Source organism: Rhizobium giardinii bv. giardinii H152 (assembly GCF_000379605.1).
GTDB classification, from domain to species: Bacteria; Pseudomonadota; Alphaproteobacteria; order Rhizobiales; family Rhizobiaceae; genus Pararhizobium; species Pararhizobium giardinii.
The window spans coordinates 31,316-52,303 of sequence record NZ_KB902724.1 but is presented as its reverse complement, the minus strand read 5'-3'; the positions used below and the strand labels follow the sequence as shown (position 1 = coordinate 52,303).

Here is a 20,988-nt window from a genome sequence, read left to right as displayed (position 1 = left end):
TCGATCAGTCGAGCAGGGCAGCCATGATCGCCGTCGGCGCATCCTCGCCGCGTTCGGCCAGCTCCTCGAACTCGACGACCGCATTGATGTCCACGCCCATGGAAATGTTGGTGACGCGCTCAAGGATGAACTCGATGACGACCGGTACCTGATGTTCGTCCATCAATGCCTTTGCCTTCGCGAATGCCTCCTGGAACTCGTTCGGGCTCCTCACCCTTATCGCCTTGCAGCCGAGGCCCTCTGCGACGGCAACGTGATCGACGCCGTAGCCCTTTTCCGCGTCACCCGAGGCGTTGATGTTGTCGAAGGCGAGGCTCACCTCGAAATCCATGTCGAAGCCGCGCTGGGCCTGGCGGATGAGGCCGAGATAGGAATTGTTCACGACCACATGCAGGTAGGGCAGCCTGTGCTGGGCGCCGACCGCCAGTTCCTCGATCATGAACTGGAAATCATAGTCGCCCGACAGCGCCACGATCGACCGGCTCGGGTCCGCCGCGCGCACTCCGAGCGCTGCCGGCAGGGTCCAGCCGAGCGGCCCCGCCTGGCCGCAATTGATCCAGTTGCGCGGCTTGTAGACATGCAGGAACTGCGCGCCGGCGATCTGGCTGAGGCCGATGGTCGAGATGTAGCAGGTGTCGCGGCCGAACGCCTTGTTCATCTCCTCGTAGACGCGCTGCGGCTTCAAGGGGGTCTGGTCGAAATGCGTCTTGCGCAGCATGGTGCGCTTGCGCTCGCGGCATTCCTCCGCCCAGCCCGACCAATCCTTCAACTTGCCCGCCGTCCTCCATTCGGTCGCAACGTCGAGGAACAGCTTCAGGGCTGCGCCCGCATCCGAGACGATGCCGAAATCCGGTGCGAAGACGCGGCCGATCTGGGTCGGCTCAATATCGACATGGATGAATTTTCGCCCCTCCGTATAAGTCGGCACGTTGCCGGTGTGGCGGTTCGCCCAGCGGTTGCCGACGCCAAGCACGAAATCGGAGGCGAGCAGGGTGGCATTACCGTAGCGGTGCGAGGTCTGCAGTCCGCACATGCCGGCCATCAGCGGATGATCGTCCGGGATCGTTCCCCAGCCCATCAGCGTCGGGATGACGGGAATGCCGGTGATTTCGGCGAATTCAGTGAGAAGATCAGAGGCGTCCGCATTGATGATGCCACCGCCGGCAACGATCAGCGGCCGCTCGGCCGCATTCAGCATTGCGATCGCCTTTTCGGCCTGCGCCCGCGTCGCCGTTGGCTTGTAGGGCTGAAGCGAGGCATAGGTGTCGATGTCGAACTCGATCTCGGCGAGCTGCACGTCGACCGGCAGGTCGATCAGCACCGGCCCGGGGCGGCCAGAGCGCATCAGGTGGAACGCCTTCTGGAAGATGAAGGGTACCAGCGCCGGCTCCATGACGGTGACCGCCCATTTGGTCAGCGGCCCGGCGATCCTGGCGATGTCGACTGCCTGAAAGTCCTCCTTGTCGAGCCGGGCGCGCGGCGCCTGGCCGGTGATGCAGAGGATCGGTATCGAATCCGCCTGGGCCGAATAAAGGCCGGTGATCATGTCGGTGCCGGCCGGCCCCGAGGTGCCGATGCATACGCCGATATTGCCGTGTTTGGCGCGGGTAAAACCCTCCGCCATATGCGAGGCGCCCTCGACATGCCGCGCCAGGATATGGCGCACCGAGCCGCGCGCCTTCAGCGCCGAATAAAAGGGATTGATCGCCGCGCCCGGAACCCCGAAGGCGCAATCGACGCCTTCCCGCTCCAGAACCAGAACCGCCGCATCGACAGCGCGCATTTTCGCCATGACTAGATCCTCCATCGTCTGAGAGGAAGGGTAGTCCTTTTTCTTGAGCGAGCAATTGAATAATGGAAATCATTCCCATAGAATGGAAATAAACATTTTCAACGAAACCGACATGAATGACCCTCTTCTCTCCGCCGGGGAAGATCGGGAGCAAGCGGCCGGCCCCCCACGCCGGTCTCCCCTTGCGGGGGAGATGCCCGGCAGGGCAGAGGGGGTGGTGTACGAAACGGTCAAGGGGACGCACATGGCAGACGAAAAACCACCAAGACAGGATCATCTGCGCGCCAGACCCGGCCGCAAGGCAAATGAAAACGCCGCCCACTCCTCCGTCCAGGTGCTCGACCGCAGCCTGAAGCTGCTCGAGCTGGTGGCGGGCGGCGACGGTGCGGCGCTGACCGACCTTGCCGACCAATCCGGCATGGCCCCCTCCACCGTCCACCGGCTGCTCACCGCCCTTTCCGGTCACGGCATGGTCGCCCATGACGCCGAGACCGGCGCCTGGACGATCGGGCTGAAGGCGTTCGAGATCGGCAATGCATTCCTGCGCTTCCGCAAGCTCGGCACGATCAGCCGCCCCTTCCTCAAACAGTTGATGGAACGCTCCGGCGAAACCGCCAATATCGGAATCGAGGACGGCGGCGACGTCGTCTTCATCTCCCAGGTCGAGAGCCACGCCCCGATGCGCGCCTTCTTCCGTCCCGGCCGCCGCGGCCCGGTCCACGCGTCGGGCATCGGCAAGGCCATCCTCTCGACATGGAGCCAACCGGCTATCGAAAGCCTGTTTGCGTCCCGCCCGCTGCCTCGCTTCACCGAAAACACCCGCGACACGCTGCCCAGGCTCCTGACCGACCTTGCCGCCATCCGCACCCGCGGATTCTCCGTCGACGACGAGGAACACACCCTGGGAATGCGCTGCCTCGCCGCCCCGATCTTCAACGAATATGGCGAAGCGATCGCGGGAATTTCGGTATCAGGTCCGGCGGTAAGGCTGCAGGACGGGCGGCTTGAGGAGCTGGGGCCGGTGGTCAAGGCTGCGGCGGATGGGCTGACACGGGCGATAGGCGGGCAGAGGTAACGAGATCAAATAGATGTCGAACCCGACATAAATCAGCGAACACCACCAGACAAAAAAGCCCCAGGGGCTGGAGCACAGATGATCTTGCGGTAATGGGTTTGCTAGAAAAACAAAGAGCCCAGTCGGCAATGCCGAGAGGGCTCTACGTACCCGGAGCGTTCGAATTCTACAGGCGGCGCAACTAAAACAAAACGTTCAGGTCACGTCAACGCGGAGATTTGTCCCTCCCCAGATGATCTTAGGGCCGATGGGGGCCGCTATCGGCCCAAAGCATGTGTAATCGGGCGGTTCCAAAAGGGGCAAGCTCTCCCACTATGATCTCGATGTAACCGAGACAAGGAAGACGATGTTTTATGCTGCTTTGGACGTGTCGCTGCGCTCAGTGCCCACCGGTCGGCCACGACGTTCCGCCATTAGAGCCCGGCAACCCACCCATGCCAATCCTCCTCGCTGCCGTGGAACACGTTGAGGTCGATCCTGCCCTCCACGCCATGCGAAAGCCCCGAGCCGGAATATTGCCAGAACAGCCACTTGCGTCCCGGATAGACCTTTGACGGGTGGGCGGCGACGGAGCGGAGCCAGAAGGGGTGGTTCTTGAATTCGCCGTCGAGATTGTCGCGGTAGAAATCCGGTGCGGTGTAGATTACCGGGCGCTGGCCGTAGTGCCGCTCCAACTTGTCCATGAAGACCTGCATCTTTTCCAGCACTTTGGCCCGCGAGATGCGCCGCTTGCAGCTCGACTCGCCGTTATATTCGACGTCGATCACCGGCGGCAGCGCTTGCGGGTCGCGCGGTACGTTGCGGATGAACCAGTCGGCCTGCTCGCCGGCGGTGCGGCACCAATAGAAGAAGTGATAGGCGCCGCGCTTCAGCCCGGCCTCCTTGGCGCGCTTCCAGTTCTTCCTAAACATCGGGTCGAGATGGTCGCCGCCGTCGGTCGCCTTGATATAGGCGAAGTTTGCCCCTTGCGTGCGAAGCTTGTCCCAGTCGATCTCGCCCTGCCAGCGGGAAATGTCGACGCCGTGGACGGCAAGCTTGCGCGGCGAGCGGGAGCCAAAATTGATCGGATGGGCGTCGCGGAACTGGCGACTGTAGATCTGCGCCCGCCGGCCCGGCCGCGCCGCCGTCGCCGGATTGTCCGGCGTCATCAGCGCCACCGGCCGTTCCGTCGGAATGGCCATGCCCTCGGTCGCCACGGCCTCGAAGGCCTGCGGCTGCGGGACCTGCCCGGCCCAGGCCAGCTCCTCCTGCTGCGGCGCAGCCTGCGTTTCGGCGACGTCGGCCGATGGCACGGGGACGACCGGCTGCGTGACCGAGTTGGTCGTCTCCGGCGATGGTCGGGCCGCCGCGCCGCTGTCGGGCCGCGACCCGCAGCCCGACAGGGCAAACCCGACAAGAAGAAGTGCTAGAACAGCCGACAGACGCATAGGACCACACACGCAAAACAAAGCCCACGGCGCTGACGCGCCCCACTGCCGTCAATTGCTAACGGAAAATTACCAACAAAGATTGAATCCGATCTTTCGCATACGGAAATGAGCAAATAGCGCGCAGGCCCGACACATGAAACGTCCGAAAACGCGGACGCTCCGTGCGCCAGGAAAGCCGCCGCGCGCCTCTTCCCCTCTGGGAGAGGAGAAAAATCTACATCCACCTCCCAGCGCCCCAGTCAGGTAAAGGACAGGTAACACCAGGGAGGATGGTTCGGACGGTGTTTCGGCGGCCCATCTCCCCTTGACGCGGGAGCACAGCGCAGCGGGATGAGCGTCAGGGACGGCGGAATTCACCCCCACCCCGGGCTGTGCTCGGAACCGCCCCCTCGAGGGGAGAGTAAAAGCCGCAGCCAGCCACAGACCGCGGGAAAGTCTGAGCAGCCACGCCTTGGAAAACGACATTCGAGGACATCACTGGCGTTCGCGACCAGGTCATGAGAAAAAAGATCCGGCTGGAATCGCAGCCGCCAGGGAGGCTTCCATGCCTGCTGTATCAGACCTGAACTACGACGACTGGCTCGAGCACGCGTTCGGCCCCGCGATCCGGCCGCACGGCAACCAGTGGTTCTTCGACGACGACCCGCCCTGGTGGGATCCGCAGCCGTCCGTCGCCATCGATTATTTTACGCGGCTGTTTTCGTCGACCGGACCGTCGCTCGCCGGTTTTTCCGACGCGCAGATCGCGCAGGGCTTCACCTATCTCTTGAGCACGAGCGCGTCGGGCGACAACGGCTGGTTCTACAATACCTCCGTGCCGACGGCAGCGCGCCGGCGGTGCATCGAGGCGATCGCCGACGTCTTCGACGACCTGTTTGCCCCGCGCTGCGCCGCTGTCCTCTGTCACAGCGACGAACCGGGCGCGGCGGCGTTGAACACCGTGTGCTATATGTGGTGGGACGAGTTCCCCTGCCTGGCGCTTCCGGATGATCCGGCTTGCGACCTGCTGCACAGCACCGCGATCGATGTCATGCGCCGGACGCTGAAACTCGACTGGATCGCCTGTCAGGAGGCAGCCCTTCATGGCCTCGGCCATTGGGCGCGGTACCGATCCGGCGATATCGCCGCCGTGATCGATGCGTTCCTCGGCGACGGTCGCAGCAAGCGGGCCGCGCTCGCTTCCTATGCCCGATCCGCGAGGTGCGGCTGCGTGGCCTGAGGCGTGGCGCGCCCTTGCGGCTGCCGAGGAAGAACCGGCTTTCGCCGCCCGACCCAGACGGCGGCGGCAATACACGTAGGACGAGCAATCCCGGGAGAGGCATTGGGGCGTCGGGCGCTGCTGCGCAATCCGCAAAACGAAGGCCCGGATGTCGCCGAATCTTCGCAAAAAAGCCCCTTGCCGCTCGGCAAGGGGCAAGATACCGGGGCGGGCTTGCTCCACACGAGCTCGTCCATATACAACCTATCAGATTAACTTTCCCCTGCAACGAAAATTCTCGCATTGGGTGTACCTTGCCGATGGATGGACTACTGGTGGCATCGCACCGGGGCTTAAGGGAACGGTGCCGGAAAAGCCAGTGGCCGGACGCATTCGGCATCACCATGAGGTCAAATATATTCCCTCGGCCAGCCGGAGTGTCGTCCGCTGCGCGCATGCGCTATACTGCGTGACCGGGAGGATGCTGCCATGCTGGCAATTTTTGCGGGTGCCGCGCTGTTTATCTGCGGCTTGCTGTTGTTGTTCCGCGAAGCGATCGCTCGCCGGCGGCTGAGTGATCCGAACAAGGCCGCTCAGGGTGCCGCGAGCCCCACGCTGGAGCCGCCCAGACAAGGGCTCGGCTTCCTCGGGGTCAGCCGGAACTGGCCCGGTTTGGGTATGATGGCGGTGGGCGCCATTCTGCTGATTTCCGGAGCCTACGGATAGGTGCGCCCACGGCGTCATCGCGGCGCTGGCCTGCCCCCTTGTACCATGTCGGCCTGGCGCCGGCTGTCGCCAAGCACGTTTCATCGCACGGAAACGATATACCACAAGATGGCACATGCCATACTTGACCGCGCGCTATCATTGCCGCCTTACTGACCAATGTTTCGGCGGTCCGTGACGAGGAGCGACCCGCATGAAATCGGCCGGGAACCTGGGGGAGGACGTCTCTTGACGCTAAGGCATCAGATCATAGCACTGGCGATCATTCCGCTTGTGATTGCGATCCTGGCGATCACGGCCTTCATCACCTGGCAGTCGGCAAACCTCACAAAGGACAATATCGCGACGTTCGAACAGAACATGCTGAAGGCCAAGGAAACGGAAATCCTCAACCTCATTCACCTCGCCCTCTCGGCCATCCAGGCGACATACCGCGACGCCGATGCCGACGATCAGGCCGCAAAGGATAGGGTCGCAGCGATCCTGACGTCGCTCGACTACGGCAAGGATGGTTATTTCTTCGCCTACGACTATGACGGAAACAACATCGTCCATCCGCGCCAGATCTTCAGGCATGGGCGCAACTGGCTCGACCTGACCGATCCCGACGGCGACAAGGTCATCGCGGAGCTGATCGCAACGGCAAAGGCAGGGGGTGGCCTGCACCAGTATAAATGGCAGAAGCCGTCCAGCGGCCAGATGGCCGACAAGCTGTCCTTCGTCGTCAGCCTCGACAAATGGCGCTGGGTCGTGGGAACCGGCGTATATCTCGACGACGTCTTCGCGCAGACGGCGGCGGCGAATGCAAGCATGCGCGCCAGCATCAGAAGCACCTTCGTGATCGTGGCGCTGATTGCCGTTCCCGCGGTCATCGTCGTTTTCACGACCTGCATGCTGCTGACCTTTCACGAGCGACGCATGGCCGACGGCAAGTTGAAGGCGCTGACCCAGCGGGTGATCGACACGCAGGAGGAGGAACGCGCCCGTCTTGCCCGCGAACTGCACGACGGCATTTCGCAAAATCTCGTCGGCGTGCGCTATGCGATGGACCTGGCCGGCCGAAAGGTCAGGACCGATGTCAACGATGCCGCCCTGACCATAGACCGCGGCGTCGAGGCGCTGAACGGCGCGATCAAGGAGATCCGCCGGCTGTCGCACGATCTTCGCCCTCGCGTGCTCGACGATATGGGGCTGACGGCAGCGCTTCAGGCACTGTGTTTTAATTTTCAGGAACGAACGGGAATATCGACGCAGATCGAGGCTTCCGGTTTTATCGACCGGCTCAAGCCCGAAGCCAGCACGGCGCTTTATCGCGTTGCACAGGAGGCGTTCAACAATGTCGAGCGGCATTCCGGCGCGGACCGACTTGCGGTGAAACTCTGGAGCGAGGACGGACGGGCGCGCATGACGGTGTCCGACAACGGCGCGGGCTTCGCCGACGGCAAAGGGGCAAGTCCCGGCGGGCACGGTCTTGGCCTGCGCAACATGCAGGAAAGAATGGCGCATTTCCGCGGCCTGCTTCTGATCGACAGCAACGCCGCAGGCACGACACTGACGGCGATGATGCCGAAATCGGCCAATATGCAGCCGCACGACCAGGTCAAAGCCGCATGACAGCGCGTTCGAAAATCAAGGTCTTGCTGATCGACAATCATCTGCTGGTGCTCGACGGGCTCAAGGCGGTGCTCGAAACCTTCGATCATATCGAGGTTGCAGGAACGGCGGGCCTTGCGCAAACCGGCCTCGATATCGGTCGTGAAGTCCGCCCCCACGTCGTTCTGATGGACATCAACATGCCGAAGCTGAACGGCATCGACGCCATCGAGCTCTTCCGCAAGGAACTGCCCGACGCGAGAATCGTCATGCTCTCCATGCATGACAGTCGGGAATACATCTCCTCGTCGGTGATGCGTGGCGCCGCCGGCTATATTCTCAAGGACGTTTCCAGCGACGAGATCGTTTCTGCCATCGAGACGGTGGCTGGCGGTGGCACATACTTCTCGTCGGGCGTCGTCGATGTGCTCATGGAGCGCGAGAACGGCAGTGACACGCATTCCCTGACGCCGCGAGAACGCGACATCCTCGGCCTCATCGGTTCCGGCCGGAGCAACAAGGAGATGGCCGAGGCGCTCGGAATAACGCCAGCGACGGCCGAAACCCATCGCAAGAACCTCAAAAGGAAGCTCGGCATTGCAACGACCGCCGGCCTGATCCGCTATGCGCTCGATCACGGCATCGGCGTCAAAGCGGGATAAATCGCGTCTACCCACTTCTGGGTAGACGCGGGTATTTCACCCTTCCCGCCATCTTGCCGGACGAAAACCCTCGCCATAGGACTCCACCACGGCTGGCTAAGGCGAGCCGTTGGGAGGATTTCAAATGCATCACGTCTGCTTCCGCTCAGTCGGAAAACCCGTTGCGACGGCCCGAGCCAAGTTCGCCCCGGCGAGCGACTGACAAGCCCCACCTTCCACGCCGACAACTGCAACCTGGCGCCACCTTTGGCGCCCGAGAGGTATCCGACATGGAAAAATCACGGAAAAAGGCGGCGCTCTGGCTGCTCGTCATTCCCTATATCGGCCTGCTTTGGCCGCCCCTCTACAATATGCGCGAGCCGGCGCTGTTCGGCTTTCCCTTCTTCTATTGGTACCAGCTTCTCTGGGTACCGATCACCGCCACGCTGACCTTTATCGCCTATCGGAGCACGCGCCATGACGACTGATATCGACGGCACGGCGCTTGCCGTCTTCCTCTTCTTCTTTGCACTCGTAACCGTTCTCGGATTCGTCGCCTCCCGCTGGCGCAAGCCCGAGACGCTTGCCCATATCGACGAGTGGGGCCTTGGCGGTCGTAGCTTCGGCACATGGATCACCTGGTTTTTGGTCGGCGGCGACTTCTATACGGCCTATACGGTGATCGCCGTTCCGGCACTCGTCTACACGGTCGGCGCCTACGGCTTCTTCGCCCTGCCCTATACCATTGTCGTCTATCCCTTCGTCTTCATGGTCATGCCTATCCTGTGGAAACGGGCAAGGGATTTCGGCTATGTGACGGCCGGTGACGTCGTGCACGGCCAATATGGTTCGCGCGGCCTCGAACTCGCGGTGGCGGCAACCGGTGTCATCGCCACCATGCCCTATATCGCTCTCCAGCTCGTCGGCATGACGGCTGTGCTCAAGGCGCTTGGCCTGCACGGCGAACTGCCGCTGGCGATCGCCTTCATCGTGCTTGCGCTCTATACCTATTCGGCCGGTCTGCGCGCCCCGGCGCTGATCGCCTTCGTCAAGGACATCATGATCTATATCGTGGTGATCGCAGCCGTGGCGCTCATTCCCTCGAAGCTCGGCGGTTATGCCAACGTCTTTGCCTCGGCCGACGCGGCTTTCCAGGCCAAGGGAAAGGGTGATCTTCTGCTCGCCGGCAACCAGTATGTCGCCTATGCGACGCTCGCCTTCGGCTCGGCGCTCGCCGCCTTCATGTATCCGCATACGCTGACGGGTATCTTCGCCTCGAACAGCGGCAAGACGATCCGCAAGAATGCCGTCCTGCTGCCGGCCTACACGCTGCTGCTCGGCCTTCTCGCACTCCTCGGCTATATGGGCCATGCCGCCGGCCTGAAGCTCGAAAGCGCCAATGATGTCGTGCCGGCTCTTTTCAAGACGCTGTTCTCGGGCTGGTTCTCCGGCTTCGCCTTCGCGGCGATCGCGATCGGCGCCCTCGTGCCGGCTGCGGTAATGAGCATCGGCGCGGCGAACCTCTTCACCCGCAATTTCTGGAAGGCTTACGTCGATCCGAATGTCAGCGATGCGGGCGAAGCAAAGGTCGCCAAACTGACCTCGCTCGTCGTCAAGGTGGGCGCCCTGCTGGTCATCATCTTCCTGCCGACGCAGTTCGCCCTCGACCTGCAATTGCTTGGCGGTATCTGGATCCTGCAGACGCTTCCGGCCCTGGTTTTCGGTCTCTATACCAACTGGTTCCGTGCACCGAGCCTGCTCGCAGGCTGGTTCGTCGGCTTCATCGGCGGCACCTTCCTCGTTTGGGATGCCGGCTGGAAGCCGCTGCACCTGATCAGCCTCGGTGGAGAACCGTTCACCATCTACACCGGCCTGCTTGCCCTTGCGGCGAACATCGCCGTCGCGGTTGCGGTCAATGCCATCGTGCCCGCAAGGACACCGGCGCGGGCATAAATCCGAAATGACAGAGGACCGCTACGATGCGGTCCTCTGGACGAAGGCCATCAATTTTCAAATTTTTACGAGACCGAACCCTTGTGAAACCACCGGGCTCCATATTCCCGATTACCGAAATTCCGAAGCGATCGCGGGTCAGGATCGCAATCAAGCCAGCCACAGGATGAATTATTTTGGTCGTGACGCTCACCTGCCGCTACGCCACGCAGAGCGTTTCTGAAAAAGGTGCGGCACGGCGACGGCCGACGAGGGGTAGGCCGAAAGCTTCTCAATGAATTCCGGATGCGAGCCTATTTCGATTCCGGTGATCTCCGGGCCGACCTGGCGCGGCGGATCGGCACGCCGACGGAGAGCCAGAATCCCGACCGAGCTGCGGTTCTGCATTCCTGGGCCATCAGGGGCGGTCGCGGCAATTTCGGTTGGTCGTGTTGCGCAAAGCCGCCATGTTATATGAAGCCGCTGACTTGGTGGTCTTCACGCCGCGGGTTCGGCGATCGATCGCTTTGTTGCCGCAATGCGACCGGAACTGCCTAGCCCTCAGCGCATGGACATCAGCTTGCTCATCAGGCCCGCTTCGATCTCAATGACCGGCTTCGGCGTAGCATCGGGTGAGTAGCCCACGTCGCGCAATGTATCGTCGGTCAAGTCCGCAATTGCCCGGCGCTGGGCCGTTTCGCGCCGCCAGCTGTCCAATCTCGCAAGGATTGGCCCGAGATACTCGCTCAGCGTCTTGCCGAGGTTGCGGTTCCCGAACCCCGTATTGACCTGAAAATGTGCCATGCTGGTCTCCCACTTTTCAAATTTCGATGGGACAAGATTCGCAGGCCGGCGCTTGGCCACCATTCGTCCGGGCGTGAAAAAACTTTCGTTGCAGGCGGCAGCGGCGCTAAATCTGCGTTAAAACGACAGCCGCAAATGTTATCGTGACCGCGGGCAACGAAGGCTTTCCCATGCGTGTTCGGTTGTTCGACGGTTTCGATCTCGTATCCCCGCAAGGCCGGGCGGTCCGTTTTGCCACGCGAAAGGCCGCCTTGGTTTTCGCGGCGCTTGTGCTGGCCGGCAAGAAGGGGCGGACGCGTGAAGCCTTGGCTGAAGCCTTCTGGCCGGATCGCGGCGAAGCCCAGGCACGCAATAGTTTGCGTCAGGCATTGGTGGACATCAGGCGAGTGTTTCCATCCGGCGAGGGAGCTGCAATCCACATCGCCGGTGACAACGAGTGCCTCGTGCTGACTGCGAGTGACGACGATGTCGATGTCTGGCTGTTCGATCACAAAGCTTCGGCAAACGATGCTGCTGCTCTCGCCTTCGCTGCCGACCTTTATGTTGGCGATCTGCTCGGCGCGCAGCCTGCTTCGGAGGGGGTGGAATGGTTCGCACCCTACAGGATGGGCTACCGCCGCACTGCCCTTGAACTGGTCGAGCGTCTCAGCCTCGCCTCGCCGCGCGGTGGCTCGCCTGAAGAACTATCTTGCGAGCGTCTGGCGGAACGGCTTTTAAAAACCGATCCGTCTGCCGAGGAGGCGCATCGCGCCCTGATCCGAATTTACCTCGATCGCGGCAAGGCTAATGCGGCGCTGCGACAATATCTGCTGTGCCAGGAGGTCCTGCGTCGCGATTTGGGCGTGGAGCCGGAACAAGCCACACAGGCCTTGCTTTCCGGGCAGATCGACGGGACGCCGGACCAAAGCCCTGTTGTGGCGCAGTCGCCGGCTGGTCCCGCACAGGTCTCTATCTCGGTGCCCCGCAGGCGTCGTGACCAGCCCTCGATCGTTGTCATGCCCTTCGATAATCTGAGCGGTGGCGATGATGGTTACTTCGTCGACGGCGTCGTTGAGGAGATAACCGCTGCGTTGTCGCGTGTGCGCGATTTCTTCGTGATCGCCCGCCAGTCCGCCTTCGTCTTCAAGGGCCGGTTCATCGATGTGCGCGAGGTCGGCGAAGAACTTGGGGTTGCCTATGTCGTGGAAGGCACAGTGCGGCGTGGAGGCAGCCGTTTACGCATTTCCGTGCAGCTCGTGGACGCGCAGTCCCGCAACCAGCTCTGGTCGGACCGTTATGAGGGCGATACGTCGGAGCTGTTCGCCTTCCAGGACCGGATTGCGGCGCAGGTTGCCGGCGCGATCCATCCAGCGGTCCGCCTGGCGGAAATCGAGGCAGCCAGGAGCACGCCGCCGGCGGATCTCGGTGCCTACGATCTGGTCATGCGGGCCTTTCCCAAATTGTGGGGCCAAAATTCCGAATCCATGAACGAAGCCGTGGCGATCCTGCGACAGGCGATCGACCTCGACCCCAATTACGGTCGGGCGCATGCGTTGCTGGCATGGTGCCTTGCGTTGTCAGCACAGTATCTTTGGACGAATGACACCGCCGGCACCGTGGCCGTAGCGATGGACGAGGTAGGAAAGGCAACCGGCCTGATCGAGAACGATCCGACCGCGTTGACGGCTTGCGGTTCGGCCGCCAGCCTCGCGGGAGATATCGAGAAGGGCCTTACCTTCATCGAGGCCGCCTTGTCGCTGGACCCGAACAATGCCTGGGCCTGGAATCGCTTCGGTTGGGTAGGCATCTATCAGAACGAGCCGGAAAACGCCCGCGCTCGCTTCGAACGAGCCATGGCCTTAAGTCCGCTGGACCCTTTCGCGTTCAACATGAAGATGGGCGTGGGGGCAACGCTTTCGCTGGAGGGGCGCTGGAAGGAAGCGGCCGAAATCGCAACGGACGTCGTCACTCGGCATCCAAATGTCACCTGGGCCTACCGCATGCTGGCGTCCTGGGCGGCGATGGCCGACGATCTTGCGACGGCTCGCTGGGCGGCGCGCAGGTTCCTCGAATTGCAGCCCGATTTCACGATCGCGCGGCATGCCGCCCTGCCGGTTTCGCGTCGTCTGCCACACCTCCAGCACGTCATTGCAGGTCTGATCCGTGCCGGCATTCCCGAGAAATGAACCAGCGCGGACGCCGTGGTCATCCGAACCCAAGTGCCCAAAATGGGCGGCAGGACAGGCGGGCGACCATATCCGCGACTGGCCCCGAAGTGGCAGCCTTGGGTCATGACTGCTGGTCCCGTTGTGACCGGTGAACGTAGCAGAAGGGTCGACTCGAGCCGTTGCGCGAAGGGCAGGTTTTGAGAAGGGCCACGAATGTCGCGAAATGGCGCTTCTTTCTCGTTCCGATCGAGGGAAGCTACGGAAGAAAACCACCTCTCGCGACCTTGCCTTGTCGCGAAAACTCCCGATCAAAGCGACGGTTTTGCAACTGACTTTTGCACAGTCGCAGAACTCAACTTTTGCGACAACATTTCCTGCTTCCCGCTTTCCTTCTGATGTCGAGCCCAGACGCGCTTCACCTGCGCTTCGCTGCAGCCGGTCAGCTTCGCCGTCTTGCTGATACTGTTGCCGCCAGACCGCAATGGCGGGCCACATCAGAATGCCAGCCAGCCCCCATGCCAACCCGAGGTAAGCGAGGTACAGCGTATGGCTGCTGGGCGACCGGCCATCAGGCGAAGGGGGCGGCGGTATGCCCAGAACAAAATCAGCACCGCCGCCACGAAGAGGAGCTGGCCGGCCTCGACGCCAAGATTGAAGGTCAGCAGAGCTACCGGCACGTCCGACTGTGGCAACCCCGTCCCCTTGAGCGCGCCAGCAAATCCGAAGCCATGAAGAAGTCCAAAAGCAAATGCCACGAGACAGGGATAGGCTTGGGAAGGCGTCGTTCGCCGGGACGCTGCGTGATCAATTCCTTGGCAACGAAGGCAATGCTTAGCGCGATGACGGCCTCCACCGGTTTCCCCCTCGAGGGTTCCGGGCTAGCAGCCCGGAGCCCCGACGACAGGCGCTTTTCGACAAACTGTCCCATCGGCTCGTCGAACAAGCGCACGCCGCCCTGCATCATCTGGTCAACGCCGCGCAGCCCACCGTCAGAATGACTGGTAGGCTGAAACGACTGCAGCAATCCGCTCGGCATCCATCGCCTCAATCTGGGTCGTGGTTATGGCGTATATCTGGTTGCTCGACAGGCTCGAAATATCCTGGGTCGACAGTCCGAAAAGGGCAGACGTGCTGATCGACGCGATATCGCTGGTCGAGAAGGTCGCGAGGTCCTCGGTGGTCAGTGCCGCGATTTGCGCCGAGCTCAGTCCTCCGACCTGGGCCGCCGTCAATGCCTCCACCTGTTCAGTCGTCAAGGCGCCGATCTGCGCGGTGGTCAGCCCGACGATCGCCTTGGAGTTCAGGGCGGCAATCTGGCTGGTGGACAGTGCGGCAATCGTGTCCGTACCCAGCGCCGCAAGTTGTATGGCGTTCAGGGCGCCGATCTGCACGGTGGTCAGGCCGCCGATCTGGCTGGAACTCAGGGCCTTGATCTGATTGAAGGTCAGCGCCGGTATCTGGCTTGTCGTCAGGGCTGCCGCCTGCTCGGGGCTGAGGGCAGCGATATTGCTGGTGGACAATCCCGGTATGGCGGACGAGCTGATCGCTGCGATATCGGCGGTCGAGAAGCTCGCCATGTCCCCGCTCGACAGGGCCGCCAACTGCGCCGATCCCAATGAGGCGACCTGCGTGGGAGACAACGAGTCGATCTGGCCGGTTGTGAATGCGGAGATCTGTGCCGAGGTAAGCCCCCCGATTGCCTTCGTGCTCAGGGCGGCAATCTGGTCGGTGGAGAGTGCGGCGATGGTGGACGTCGACAGCCCCGAAAGGGCGGTCGGACTCAGGGCACCGATCTGCGCGGTGGTCAAGTTGCCGAGCTGGGCGGCCTCGACCTGGCCGGATGACAACGCCGCCACCTGGCTTGTGGTCAGGGCGGCGATCTGCTGTGAGCTGAGGGCCGCTATATTGCCGGTTGAAAGACCGGAAATGGCCGACGAACTGATCGCCGCAATGTCGGCAGTCGAAAGGGTAGCGACGTCCGCCGCCGTCAAAGCGCCAATTTGTGTGGAGTCGAGGCTTGCGACCTGAGGGGAGGTCAGAGCTTCGACCTGCGCGGTCGACAAGGCATCGATCTGCCTGGAGGTAAAACCCGTGAGCGCTTTGGTGCTGAGCGCGGCGATCTGGGCCGTGGAGAGCGCGCCGACGCCGCCGGTGGACAATGCCGTGACATGCGCCGAGCTCAGCGCCTCGATCTGCGCCGTCGTCAAGTTGCCAAGCTGGGTCGAACCCAGCGCCGCGACCTGGCTGGTCGACAGCGCTGCGACCTGGCCGGTCGTCAGGGCTGCGGTCTGCTCGGAGCTGAGGGCTGCGATGTTGCCGGTGGAAAGGCCGGATAGGGCAGACGAGCTGATCGCCGCGATCTCGGCGGTCGAGAAGGTAGCCAGGTCCGCCGCGCTCAAAGCGGCCATCTGCGTCGAGCTGAGGCCTGCCACCTGAGACGATGAGAGGGCTTGGACCTGCGTCGTGGAGAGCGCGCTGATCTGCGAGGAGGTCAGACCACCCACCGCCGTGGCGCTCAAGGCTGCAATCTGGGTGGTGGAGAGGGCGGCGACGCCGTCAGGCGATAGAGCCGCGACCTGCGCAGACGTCAAGGCGCCGATCTGCGCCGGGGTCAAGCCGGCGATCTGGCTGGAATCGAGCGCCGCGATCTGGGTGGAGGACAGCGCCGCCACCTGGCCGGTCGTCAGGGCCGCAGCCTGGTCGGGGCTGAGAGCCGCAATATTGCTGGCTGAAAGGCCAAGTATGGCAGCAGAGTTGATCGCCGCGATCTCGTCATTTGAAAAGGTTGCCAGATCCTCGGCGCTCAGAACGGCCACCTGCTCCTTGCCGAGCGCTCCGATCTGCGCAGAAGACAAGACGTCCAGCTGGTCGGTACTCAGGGCTTCGATTTGCGTGGTGGTCAAGCCTGCGACCGCCAGCGTGCTCAGGGCGGCGATCTGATCTGCGGAAAGCGCTGCTATGTTGGCGCTCGACAATCCCGATATAGCGTTCGAGTTCAATGCACCGATCTGCGACGTCGTCAGCGTGGCAAGCTGCCCCGACGTGAGCGAGGCGAGTTGGCTGGAAGACAGCACTGCCATCTGGCTTGTCGTCAAGGCCGCCGCCTGCTCAGCGCTGAGCGCGGCGATCGTTCCGGTCGACAGCCCTGACAGGGCCGACGAGCTGATCGCCGCGATGTCACCCGTCGAGAAGGTCGCGAGGTCCGCCGTGTCCAGAGCGGCAATTTGCGTCGAGTTCAGGCTTGCAACCTGACTCGGCGTCAATGCCTCGACCTGCTCGGTGGACAAGGCGCCGAGCTGGGTGGAGCTCAGGCCCGCCAGTGCCTTGGTGCTCAGGGCGGCAATCTGCGCCGTGTCCAGCGCGGCGATGCTGTCGTCGGACAAAGCCGCGACCTGCGCCGAACTGAGGGCGCCGACCTGTGCCGTGGTCAGCGCGGCGATCTGGTCATTCGTCAGCGCGGCGATCTGGCTGGAAGACAGTGCTGCCACCTGGCTTGCCGTCAGAGCCGCCGCCTGGTCGGCACTGAGGCTCGCGATGTTGCCGGTCGAAAGTGCGGACAGGGCCGTCGCGCTGATAGCCGCGATATCAGCCGTCGAGAAGGTCGCAATGTCCTCGGAAGAGAGTGCCGCTATCTGGCTCGAGCTCATGGCACCGACAAGCGCGGAGGTCAGAGCCGCAGCCTGGGCGGTGGAAAAGGCATTGATCTGCGATGCGGTCAAACCGGCGATCGCCTTGGTGCTCAGGGCGGCAATCTGGTCTGTGGCGAGAGCACCGATGCTGTCGTTGGGCAGGACCGCTATCTGCGCCGAACTGAGGGCTGCGATCTGCGACGTGGTCAGCGCCGCGATCTGCTCGGACGTCAGCGCGGCGACATGGGCTGTCTTCAGCGCCGCGATCTGGCTTGTCTTCAGGGCCGCAGCCTGCTCCGTGCTGAGAGCCGCGATATTATCGCTGGATAGCCCGGACAGGGCGGCCGGGGTAATCGCCGCCAACTCGGACGTCGAGAAGGTCGCCAGATCTGCTGCGCTGAAGGCGCCAATCTGCGTCGCGCTGAGGTGCGCAACCTGGGACGAACTCAAGGCCTCGACCTGCGCGGTGGACAAGGCATCGATCTGCGTCGAGGATAGCCCCGCAATCGCCTTGGTGCTCAGGGCGGCAATCTGGTCAGTGTCCAGCAAGGCGATGCTGTCGCTCGAGAGGGCCGTGACCTGCAGCGAACTCAGGGCGCTGATCTGCGACGGGGTCAGGGCTGCAATCTGCTGGGACGTCAACGCGGCGATCTGGCTTGTCTTCAACGCCGCTATCTGGCCCGTCTTCAGGGCTAACGTCTGCTCGGGGCTGAGCGCTGCGATAATCCCGGTGGAAAGTGCGGTTATGGCAGACGAGCCGATCGCCGCGATGTCGGCCGTGGAGAAGGTTGCCAGATCTGCCGCGCTCAAAGCAGAAATCTGCGTCGAGCTGAGGTTCGCAACCTGGGATGATGTCAGAGCCTCGACCTGGTCGATGGACAAGGCATCGACCTGCGCGGATGTCAGACCGGTGACCGCCCTCGTGCTCAAGGCGGCGACCTGGCCGGTGGAGAGAGCCGCAATGGTGTCGCTCGAGAGAACCTTGACTTGCGCCGCAGTCAAGGCGCTGAACTGCGAGGTGGTCAGCGCCGCGATCTGCTCGGACGTCAGGGCGACGATCTGGCTCGTCTTCAACACCGCAACCTGGCTCGTCTTCAGCGCCGCTGCCTGGGCGGTGCTGAGTGCAGCAACACTGTCGGTGGAAAGCCCTGTTATGGCAGACGAGCTGATCGCCGCGATATCGGCCGTCGAGAAGGCTGCAATGTCATCTGCGTCCAGTGCAGCGATCTGGGTCGAGCTCATGGCGGCGACGAGGGAAGTCGTAAGGGCCGCTGCCTGATCGGTCGACAAGGCATCGATCTGCGCAGAGGTCAGGCCCGAAATCGCCTTGGTGCTGAGAGCGGCAATCTGGTCCGTCGAGAGAGCGGCCATTCGGTCGGTGGACAGCGCCGTGACTTGCGCCGAACTCAGGGCGCTAATCTGCGCCGTTGTCAGAGCTGCGACCTGCACTGACGTCAGCGCCGCGACATGGTTTGTCTTCAACGCGGCGATTTGGCTCGTCTTCATGGCTGCCGCCTGGGCGGAGCCCAGTGCCGCGATGCTACCGGTGGACAGTCCGGTTATGGCCGCCGAGCTGATCGCCGCAATATCGGCGGTCGAAAAGGTCACCACGTCGTCCGCGCCCAAAGCGGCAAGTTGCGTCGCGCTAAGGGCCGCCACCTGCGACGACGTCAAGGCCTCCACCTGATCGGTCGACAAGGCAACGATCTGCGTGGAGGTCAGTCCTGCGACCGCCTTCGCGCTCAGTGCGGCAACCTGGCTTGTGGAGAGGGCGGCGATGTCCTCACTGGACAGAACCCGGATTTGCCCCGAACTCAAGGCGCCGATTTGCGAGGCGGTCAGCACCGCGAGATGCCCGGATGTCAGGGCTGCGACCTGGGTTGTCTTCAACGCCGCGACCTGACTCGTCTTCAGAGCAGCCGCCTGGGCGGTACTGAGCGCCGCAATATTGTCGGTGGAAAGCCCCGTTATCGCAGTCGAGGTGATCGCCGCAATGTCGGCCGTCGACAGCGTCACGATTTCATCGGTGGTCAAAGTCTGAAGCTGCGCCGAGCTCAGGGCGGCAACCTGCAAGGAGGTCAAGGCCTCGACCTGTGCCGAATCCAGCCCACCCACCTGCTTGGTGCTGAGGGCGGCGACCTGGGTCGTTATCAGGCTTTCGATCTTGTCCGTCGTCAGAACGGCCATTTGGTCCAGGCTCAGGCTGATGATAGCCGCCGCTGATATCGCGCGGATCTGCGTCGTCGAAAAGGCAGCAAGGTCCTCCGTTTCGAGGGCTGCGGCCTGGGTCGACGAAAGGGCCCTGATCTGCGTCGTAGACAGCGCAGCAATGTCTTCGGTGGTCCAGGCTGCAATTGCCGTCGTCGTGAGTGACCGGATCTGGCTGACGCTGAGGGAGGGAATGGTCGAAGTCATAAAATGAAACCCTTTGTATTATCCCGCCGCCTGGATTTTCCCGGCTGCCAGCTTCCGGGAAAATGTGAGCCAGATTTTCGACAACCGCCCGCGTCGACGTGCCGGCATATGCCGCCTGCCCCTGAGGCAGTGACGGATATCAAAATCAAGCGTTGCCGCTCACGGGAACAATTTATGAGCGAACAGGCTTGCCCGAACCTGAACCGGATGGAGCGGGAACCAATATGGATTGGTGATAATCACGTCGATTTCGCAAACGGCTGCTGAACTTGCAACACGGCGACCCAATTTTCTTGCTTCAATTTCGAAGCTGCCGATCAGGTGCTTTCATCCAGGTTGACTCAAGCGGCCGCCATTTCAACGAAGGCGAAGTGGCCTTAAAAGCGTGGCGGAAACTGCGCAACGAAGACGCGTGCCCATTCCGAATGACACCATTTTTTAAAGTGTGGACTTATTAAGAGCTTAAACCACGAATCGATTTGCGATTCGTTTTCGCGAAGCGGCTATCGCTGCGAAAATTGCATTTAAAATCAACGTACAAGCCGGCAACGCCCATACTCGGTGATCTTGAGCCCGAGCCGGAAGGCGGGCGTCATTGGCAGCATGTAGTAGCTGGGTCCGAGCGTTCACTGTCGCTTATGTTGGATCGTATTGCTCGCGCATCGCATCGGCTGAATGGCGAACGATGTCCGAAATTTGCAGGAACTGCTTGGCCAGGGGGCTTGTCTTGCGCCAAATCATGCCAATGGTTCGCGAGGGTTGGACACTGTGAAAGCGCGCGACAGACACAGACGCCGAGCGTGTCTCCACCCCAAGGGCCATTTCCGGGATCAAGGTGACCCCAATGCCGGCGCTGACCATTTGCACCAGCGTGGACAGAGAACTGCCGTCCAGCAACTCGCGCGGCAATGCCGAATGCATATTGCAGAACGACAAGGCCTGGTCGCGAAAACAATGCCCCTCTTCCAGCAGAAGAAGCCTCATTTCACGAAGCGCTTCGCGATTGGGAACTGGCTTGCCCTCGTCCTCGCCTGGCCGGACCAGCACGAAATTCTCGGAAAACAATGCAACCTCGGTCAACGAAGGCTCTGAGACCGGCAACGCAACAATTGCCGTATCGAGCCGGCCTTCCGCCAACTCCTGGACGAGCTTCGAGGTCAACGTCTCGCGCACATGAATCTCAAGGCCTTCATGCATGCGCGTGAGGTTGCCGATGATTGCAGGCAACAGATAAGGCGCGATCGTGGGGATGACGCCGATCCGCAACCGCCCGACCAGCCGGTGCCGCGAAGCGCGCGCCAAGTCGCCCAGTTCGTCGACAGCACGCAGGATGTCACGGACACGCAGGGCAAACGCTTCTCCGAAATTGGTCAGCCGGACTTGTCGCGGGCCTCTTTCGAAGAGGTCCGTGCCGAGCGTTTCCTCCAGCTCCTTGATCTGCATCGACAAGGCGGGCTGGGAGATCGCGCATGCATCTGCCGCGCGCCCGAAATGCCCCTGTCGGGCCAACGCCTCGAAATAGCGCAACTGCTTCAGTGTCAAATTTGTCATAACCGGACCTTATCGCCGCTATCAGAAAATCCAACTTAAATTAATGAACGGGCTT

General features: G+C 62.2%; 15 protein-coding genes and 1 pseudogene. 9 read left to right on the top strand and 7 right to left on the bottom strand.

The window, feature by feature from the left end:
* Window positions 1–4: 4 nt before the first annotated feature.
* The gene (gcl, locus tag A3AY_RS0128745) at window positions 5–1,792 is read right to left on the bottom strand and encodes a glyoxylate carboligase (protein ID WP_018329127.1); all 1,788 of its coding nucleotides are present in this window, start codon (window positions 1,790–1,792) and stop codon (window positions 5–7) included.
* Window positions 1,793–2,036: 244 nt separating this feature from the next.
* Between gcl and A3AY_RS0128740 the strand changes: the two genes are divergently transcribed.
* A complete protein-coding gene (locus A3AY_RS0128740; protein ID WP_051108438.1) occupies window positions 2,037–2,867 on the top strand; it encodes an IclR family transcriptional regulator in 831 nt (276 codons plus the stop codon).
* Window positions 2,868–3,280: 413 nt separating this feature from the next.
* On the opposite strand, the gene A3AY_RS0128735 is transcribed toward A3AY_RS0128740, so the two are convergent.
* Entirely contained in the window at window positions 3,281–4,294 is a 1,014-nt protein-coding gene (locus tag A3AY_RS0128735; RefSeq protein WP_018329125.1) for a glycoside hydrolase family 25 protein, read from the bottom strand.
* A 547-nt stretch (window positions 4,295–4,841) separates the two neighbouring features.
* Between A3AY_RS0128735 and A3AY_RS0128730 the strand changes: the two genes are divergently transcribed.
* The 7 genes from A3AY_RS0128730 (at window position 4,842) to A3AY_RS39915 (ending at window position 10,631) form a co-directional block, all read left to right on the top strand.
* Window positions 4,842–5,516, top strand: coding sequence for a hypothetical protein (locus A3AY_RS0128730; RefSeq protein WP_018329124.1), 675 nt, complete (start codon window positions 4,842–4,844; stop codon window positions 5,514–5,516).
* A 468-nt stretch (window positions 5,517–5,984) separates the two neighbouring features.
* Complete coding sequence (locus A3AY_RS0128725; protein WP_018329123.1) at window positions 5,985–6,221, top strand: hypothetical protein; 237 nt, start codon at window positions 5,985–5,987, stop codon at window positions 6,219–6,221.
* A gap of 228 nt (window positions 6,222–6,449) precedes the next feature.
* Complete coding sequence (mctS, locus tag A3AY_RS0128720; protein WP_018329122.1) at window positions 6,450–7,835, top strand: two-component system sensor histidine kinase MctS; 1,386 nt, start codon at window positions 6,450–6,452, stop codon at window positions 7,833–7,835.
* Window positions 7,832–8,476, top strand: a complete 645-nt coding sequence (gene mctR / locus A3AY_RS0128715) for a two-component system response regulator MctR (protein ID WP_018329121.1) — start codon at window positions 7,832–7,834, stop codon at window positions 8,474–8,476. Before mctS ends, mctR begins: the two co-directional genes overlap by 4 nt.
* 269 nt (window positions 8,477–8,745) lie before the next feature.
* The gene (locus A3AY_RS0128710; RefSeq protein ID WP_018329120.1) at window positions 8,746–8,943 is read left to right on the top strand and encodes a DUF3311 domain-containing protein; all 198 of its coding nucleotides are present in this window, start codon (window positions 8,746–8,748) and stop codon (window positions 8,941–8,943) included.
* Window positions 8,933–10,408, top strand: a complete 1,476-nt coding sequence (gene mctP, locus A3AY_RS0128705) for a monocarboxylate uptake permease MctP (RefSeq protein ID WP_018329119.1) — start codon at window positions 8,933–8,935, stop codon at window positions 10,406–10,408. The genes A3AY_RS0128710 and mctP overlap by 11 nt, the downstream gene beginning before the upstream one ends.
* A 7-nt stretch (window positions 10,409–10,415) precedes the next feature.
* Entirely contained in the window at window positions 10,416–10,631 is a 216-nt protein-coding gene (locus A3AY_RS39915) for a hypothetical protein (protein WP_162709207.1), read from the top strand.
* A 317-nt stretch (window positions 10,632–10,948) separates the two neighbouring features.
* On the opposite strand, the gene A3AY_RS0128695 is transcribed toward A3AY_RS39915, so the two are convergent.
* Complete coding sequence (locus A3AY_RS0128695) at window positions 10,949–11,191, bottom strand: DUF1127 domain-containing protein (protein ID WP_026203942.1); 243 nt, start codon at window positions 11,189–11,191, stop codon at window positions 10,949–10,951.
* A 170-nt stretch (window positions 11,192–11,361) separates the two neighbouring features.
* On the opposite strand from A3AY_RS0128695, the gene A3AY_RS0128690 reads away from it, so the two are divergent.
* On the top strand, window positions 11,362–13,356 hold the full coding sequence (locus A3AY_RS0128690) for a BTAD domain-containing putative transcriptional regulator (RefSeq protein WP_040669368.1): 1,995 nt from the start codon (window positions 11,362–11,364) through the stop codon (window positions 13,354–13,356).
* Window positions 13,357–13,646: 290 nt separating this feature from the next.
* Here A3AY_RS0128690 and A3AY_RS39460 read toward each other — a convergent pair whose 3' ends face one another.
* The 4 genes and pseudogenes from A3AY_RS39460 to A3AY_RS0128670 all read right to left on the bottom strand — a co-directional run bounded on the left by A3AY_RS39460 (window position 13,647) and on the right by A3AY_RS0128670 (window position 20,933).
* Window positions 13,647–13,820 (bottom strand): helix-turn-helix domain-containing protein, encoded by a 174-nt coding sequence (locus A3AY_RS39460; RefSeq protein WP_234913124.1) that lies wholly within the window; start codon window positions 13,818–13,820, stop codon window positions 13,647–13,649.
* Between the two features lie 114 nt (window positions 13,821–13,934).
* Window positions 13,935–14,197, bottom strand: a pseudogene (locus A3AY_RS38380) (HupE/UreJ family protein); the annotation flags it as partial.
* A 130-nt stretch (window positions 14,198–14,327) separates the two neighbouring features.
* Window positions 14,328–19,382, bottom strand: a complete 5,055-nt coding sequence (locus A3AY_RS0128675; protein ID WP_018329113.1) for a beta strand repeat-containing protein — start codon at window positions 19,380–19,382, stop codon at window positions 14,328–14,330.
* 636 nt (window positions 19,383–20,018) lie between these two features.
* Window positions 20,019–20,933, bottom strand: coding sequence for a hydrogen peroxide-inducible genes activator (locus A3AY_RS0128670; protein WP_018329112.1), 915 nt, complete (start codon window positions 20,931–20,933; stop codon window positions 20,019–20,021).
* Window positions 20,934–20,988: the final 55 nt, after the last annotated feature.

Bases quoted from the DNA above. Each gene is read 5' to 3' on its own strand.
- gcl (WP_018329127.1), bottom strand. From the start codon at position 1,792: ATGGCGAAAATGCGCGCTGTCGATGCGGCGGTTCTGGTTCTGGAGCGG.
- A3AY_RS0128740 (WP_051108438.1), top strand. From the start codon at position 2,037: ATGGCAGACGAAAAACCACCAAGACAGGATCATCTGCGCGCCAGACCC.
- A3AY_RS0128735 (WP_018329125.1), bottom strand. From the start codon at position 4,294: ATGCGTCTGTCGGCTGTTCTAGCACTTCTTCTTGTCGGGTTTGCCCTG.
- A3AY_RS0128730 (WP_018329124.1), top strand. From the start codon at position 4,842: ATGCCTGCTGTATCAGACCTGAACTACGACGACTGGCTCGAGCACGCG.
- A3AY_RS0128725 (WP_018329123.1), top strand. From the start codon at position 5,985: ATGCTGGCAATTTTTGCGGGTGCCGCGCTGTTTATCTGCGGCTTGCTG.
- mctR (WP_018329121.1), top strand. From the start codon at position 7,832: ATGACAGCGCGTTCGAAAATCAAGGTCTTGCTGATCGACAATCATCTG.
- A3AY_RS0128710 (WP_018329120.1), top strand. From the start codon at position 8,746: ATGGAAAAATCACGGAAAAAGGCGGCGCTCTGGCTGCTCGTCATTCCC.
- mctP (WP_018329119.1), top strand. From the start codon at position 8,933: ATGACGACTGATATCGACGGCACGGCGCTTGCCGTCTTCCTCTTCTTC.
- A3AY_RS39915 (WP_162709207.1), top strand. From the start codon at position 10,416: ATGACAGAGGACCGCTACGATGCGGTCCTCTGGACGAAGGCCATCAAT.
- A3AY_RS0128695 (WP_026203942.1), bottom strand. From the start codon at position 11,191: ATGGCACATTTTCAGGTCAATACGGGGTTCGGGAACCGCAACCTCGGC.
- A3AY_RS0128690 (WP_040669368.1), top strand. From the start codon at position 11,362: ATGCGTGTTCGGTTGTTCGACGGTTTCGATCTCGTATCCCCGCAAGGC.
- A3AY_RS0128675 (WP_018329113.1), bottom strand. From the start codon at position 19,382: ATGACTTCGACCATTCCCTCCCTCAGCGTCAGCCAGATCCGGTCACTC.
- A3AY_RS0128670 (WP_018329112.1), bottom strand. From the start codon at position 20,933: ATGACAAATTTGACACTGAAGCAGTTGCGCTATTTCGAGGCGTTGGCC.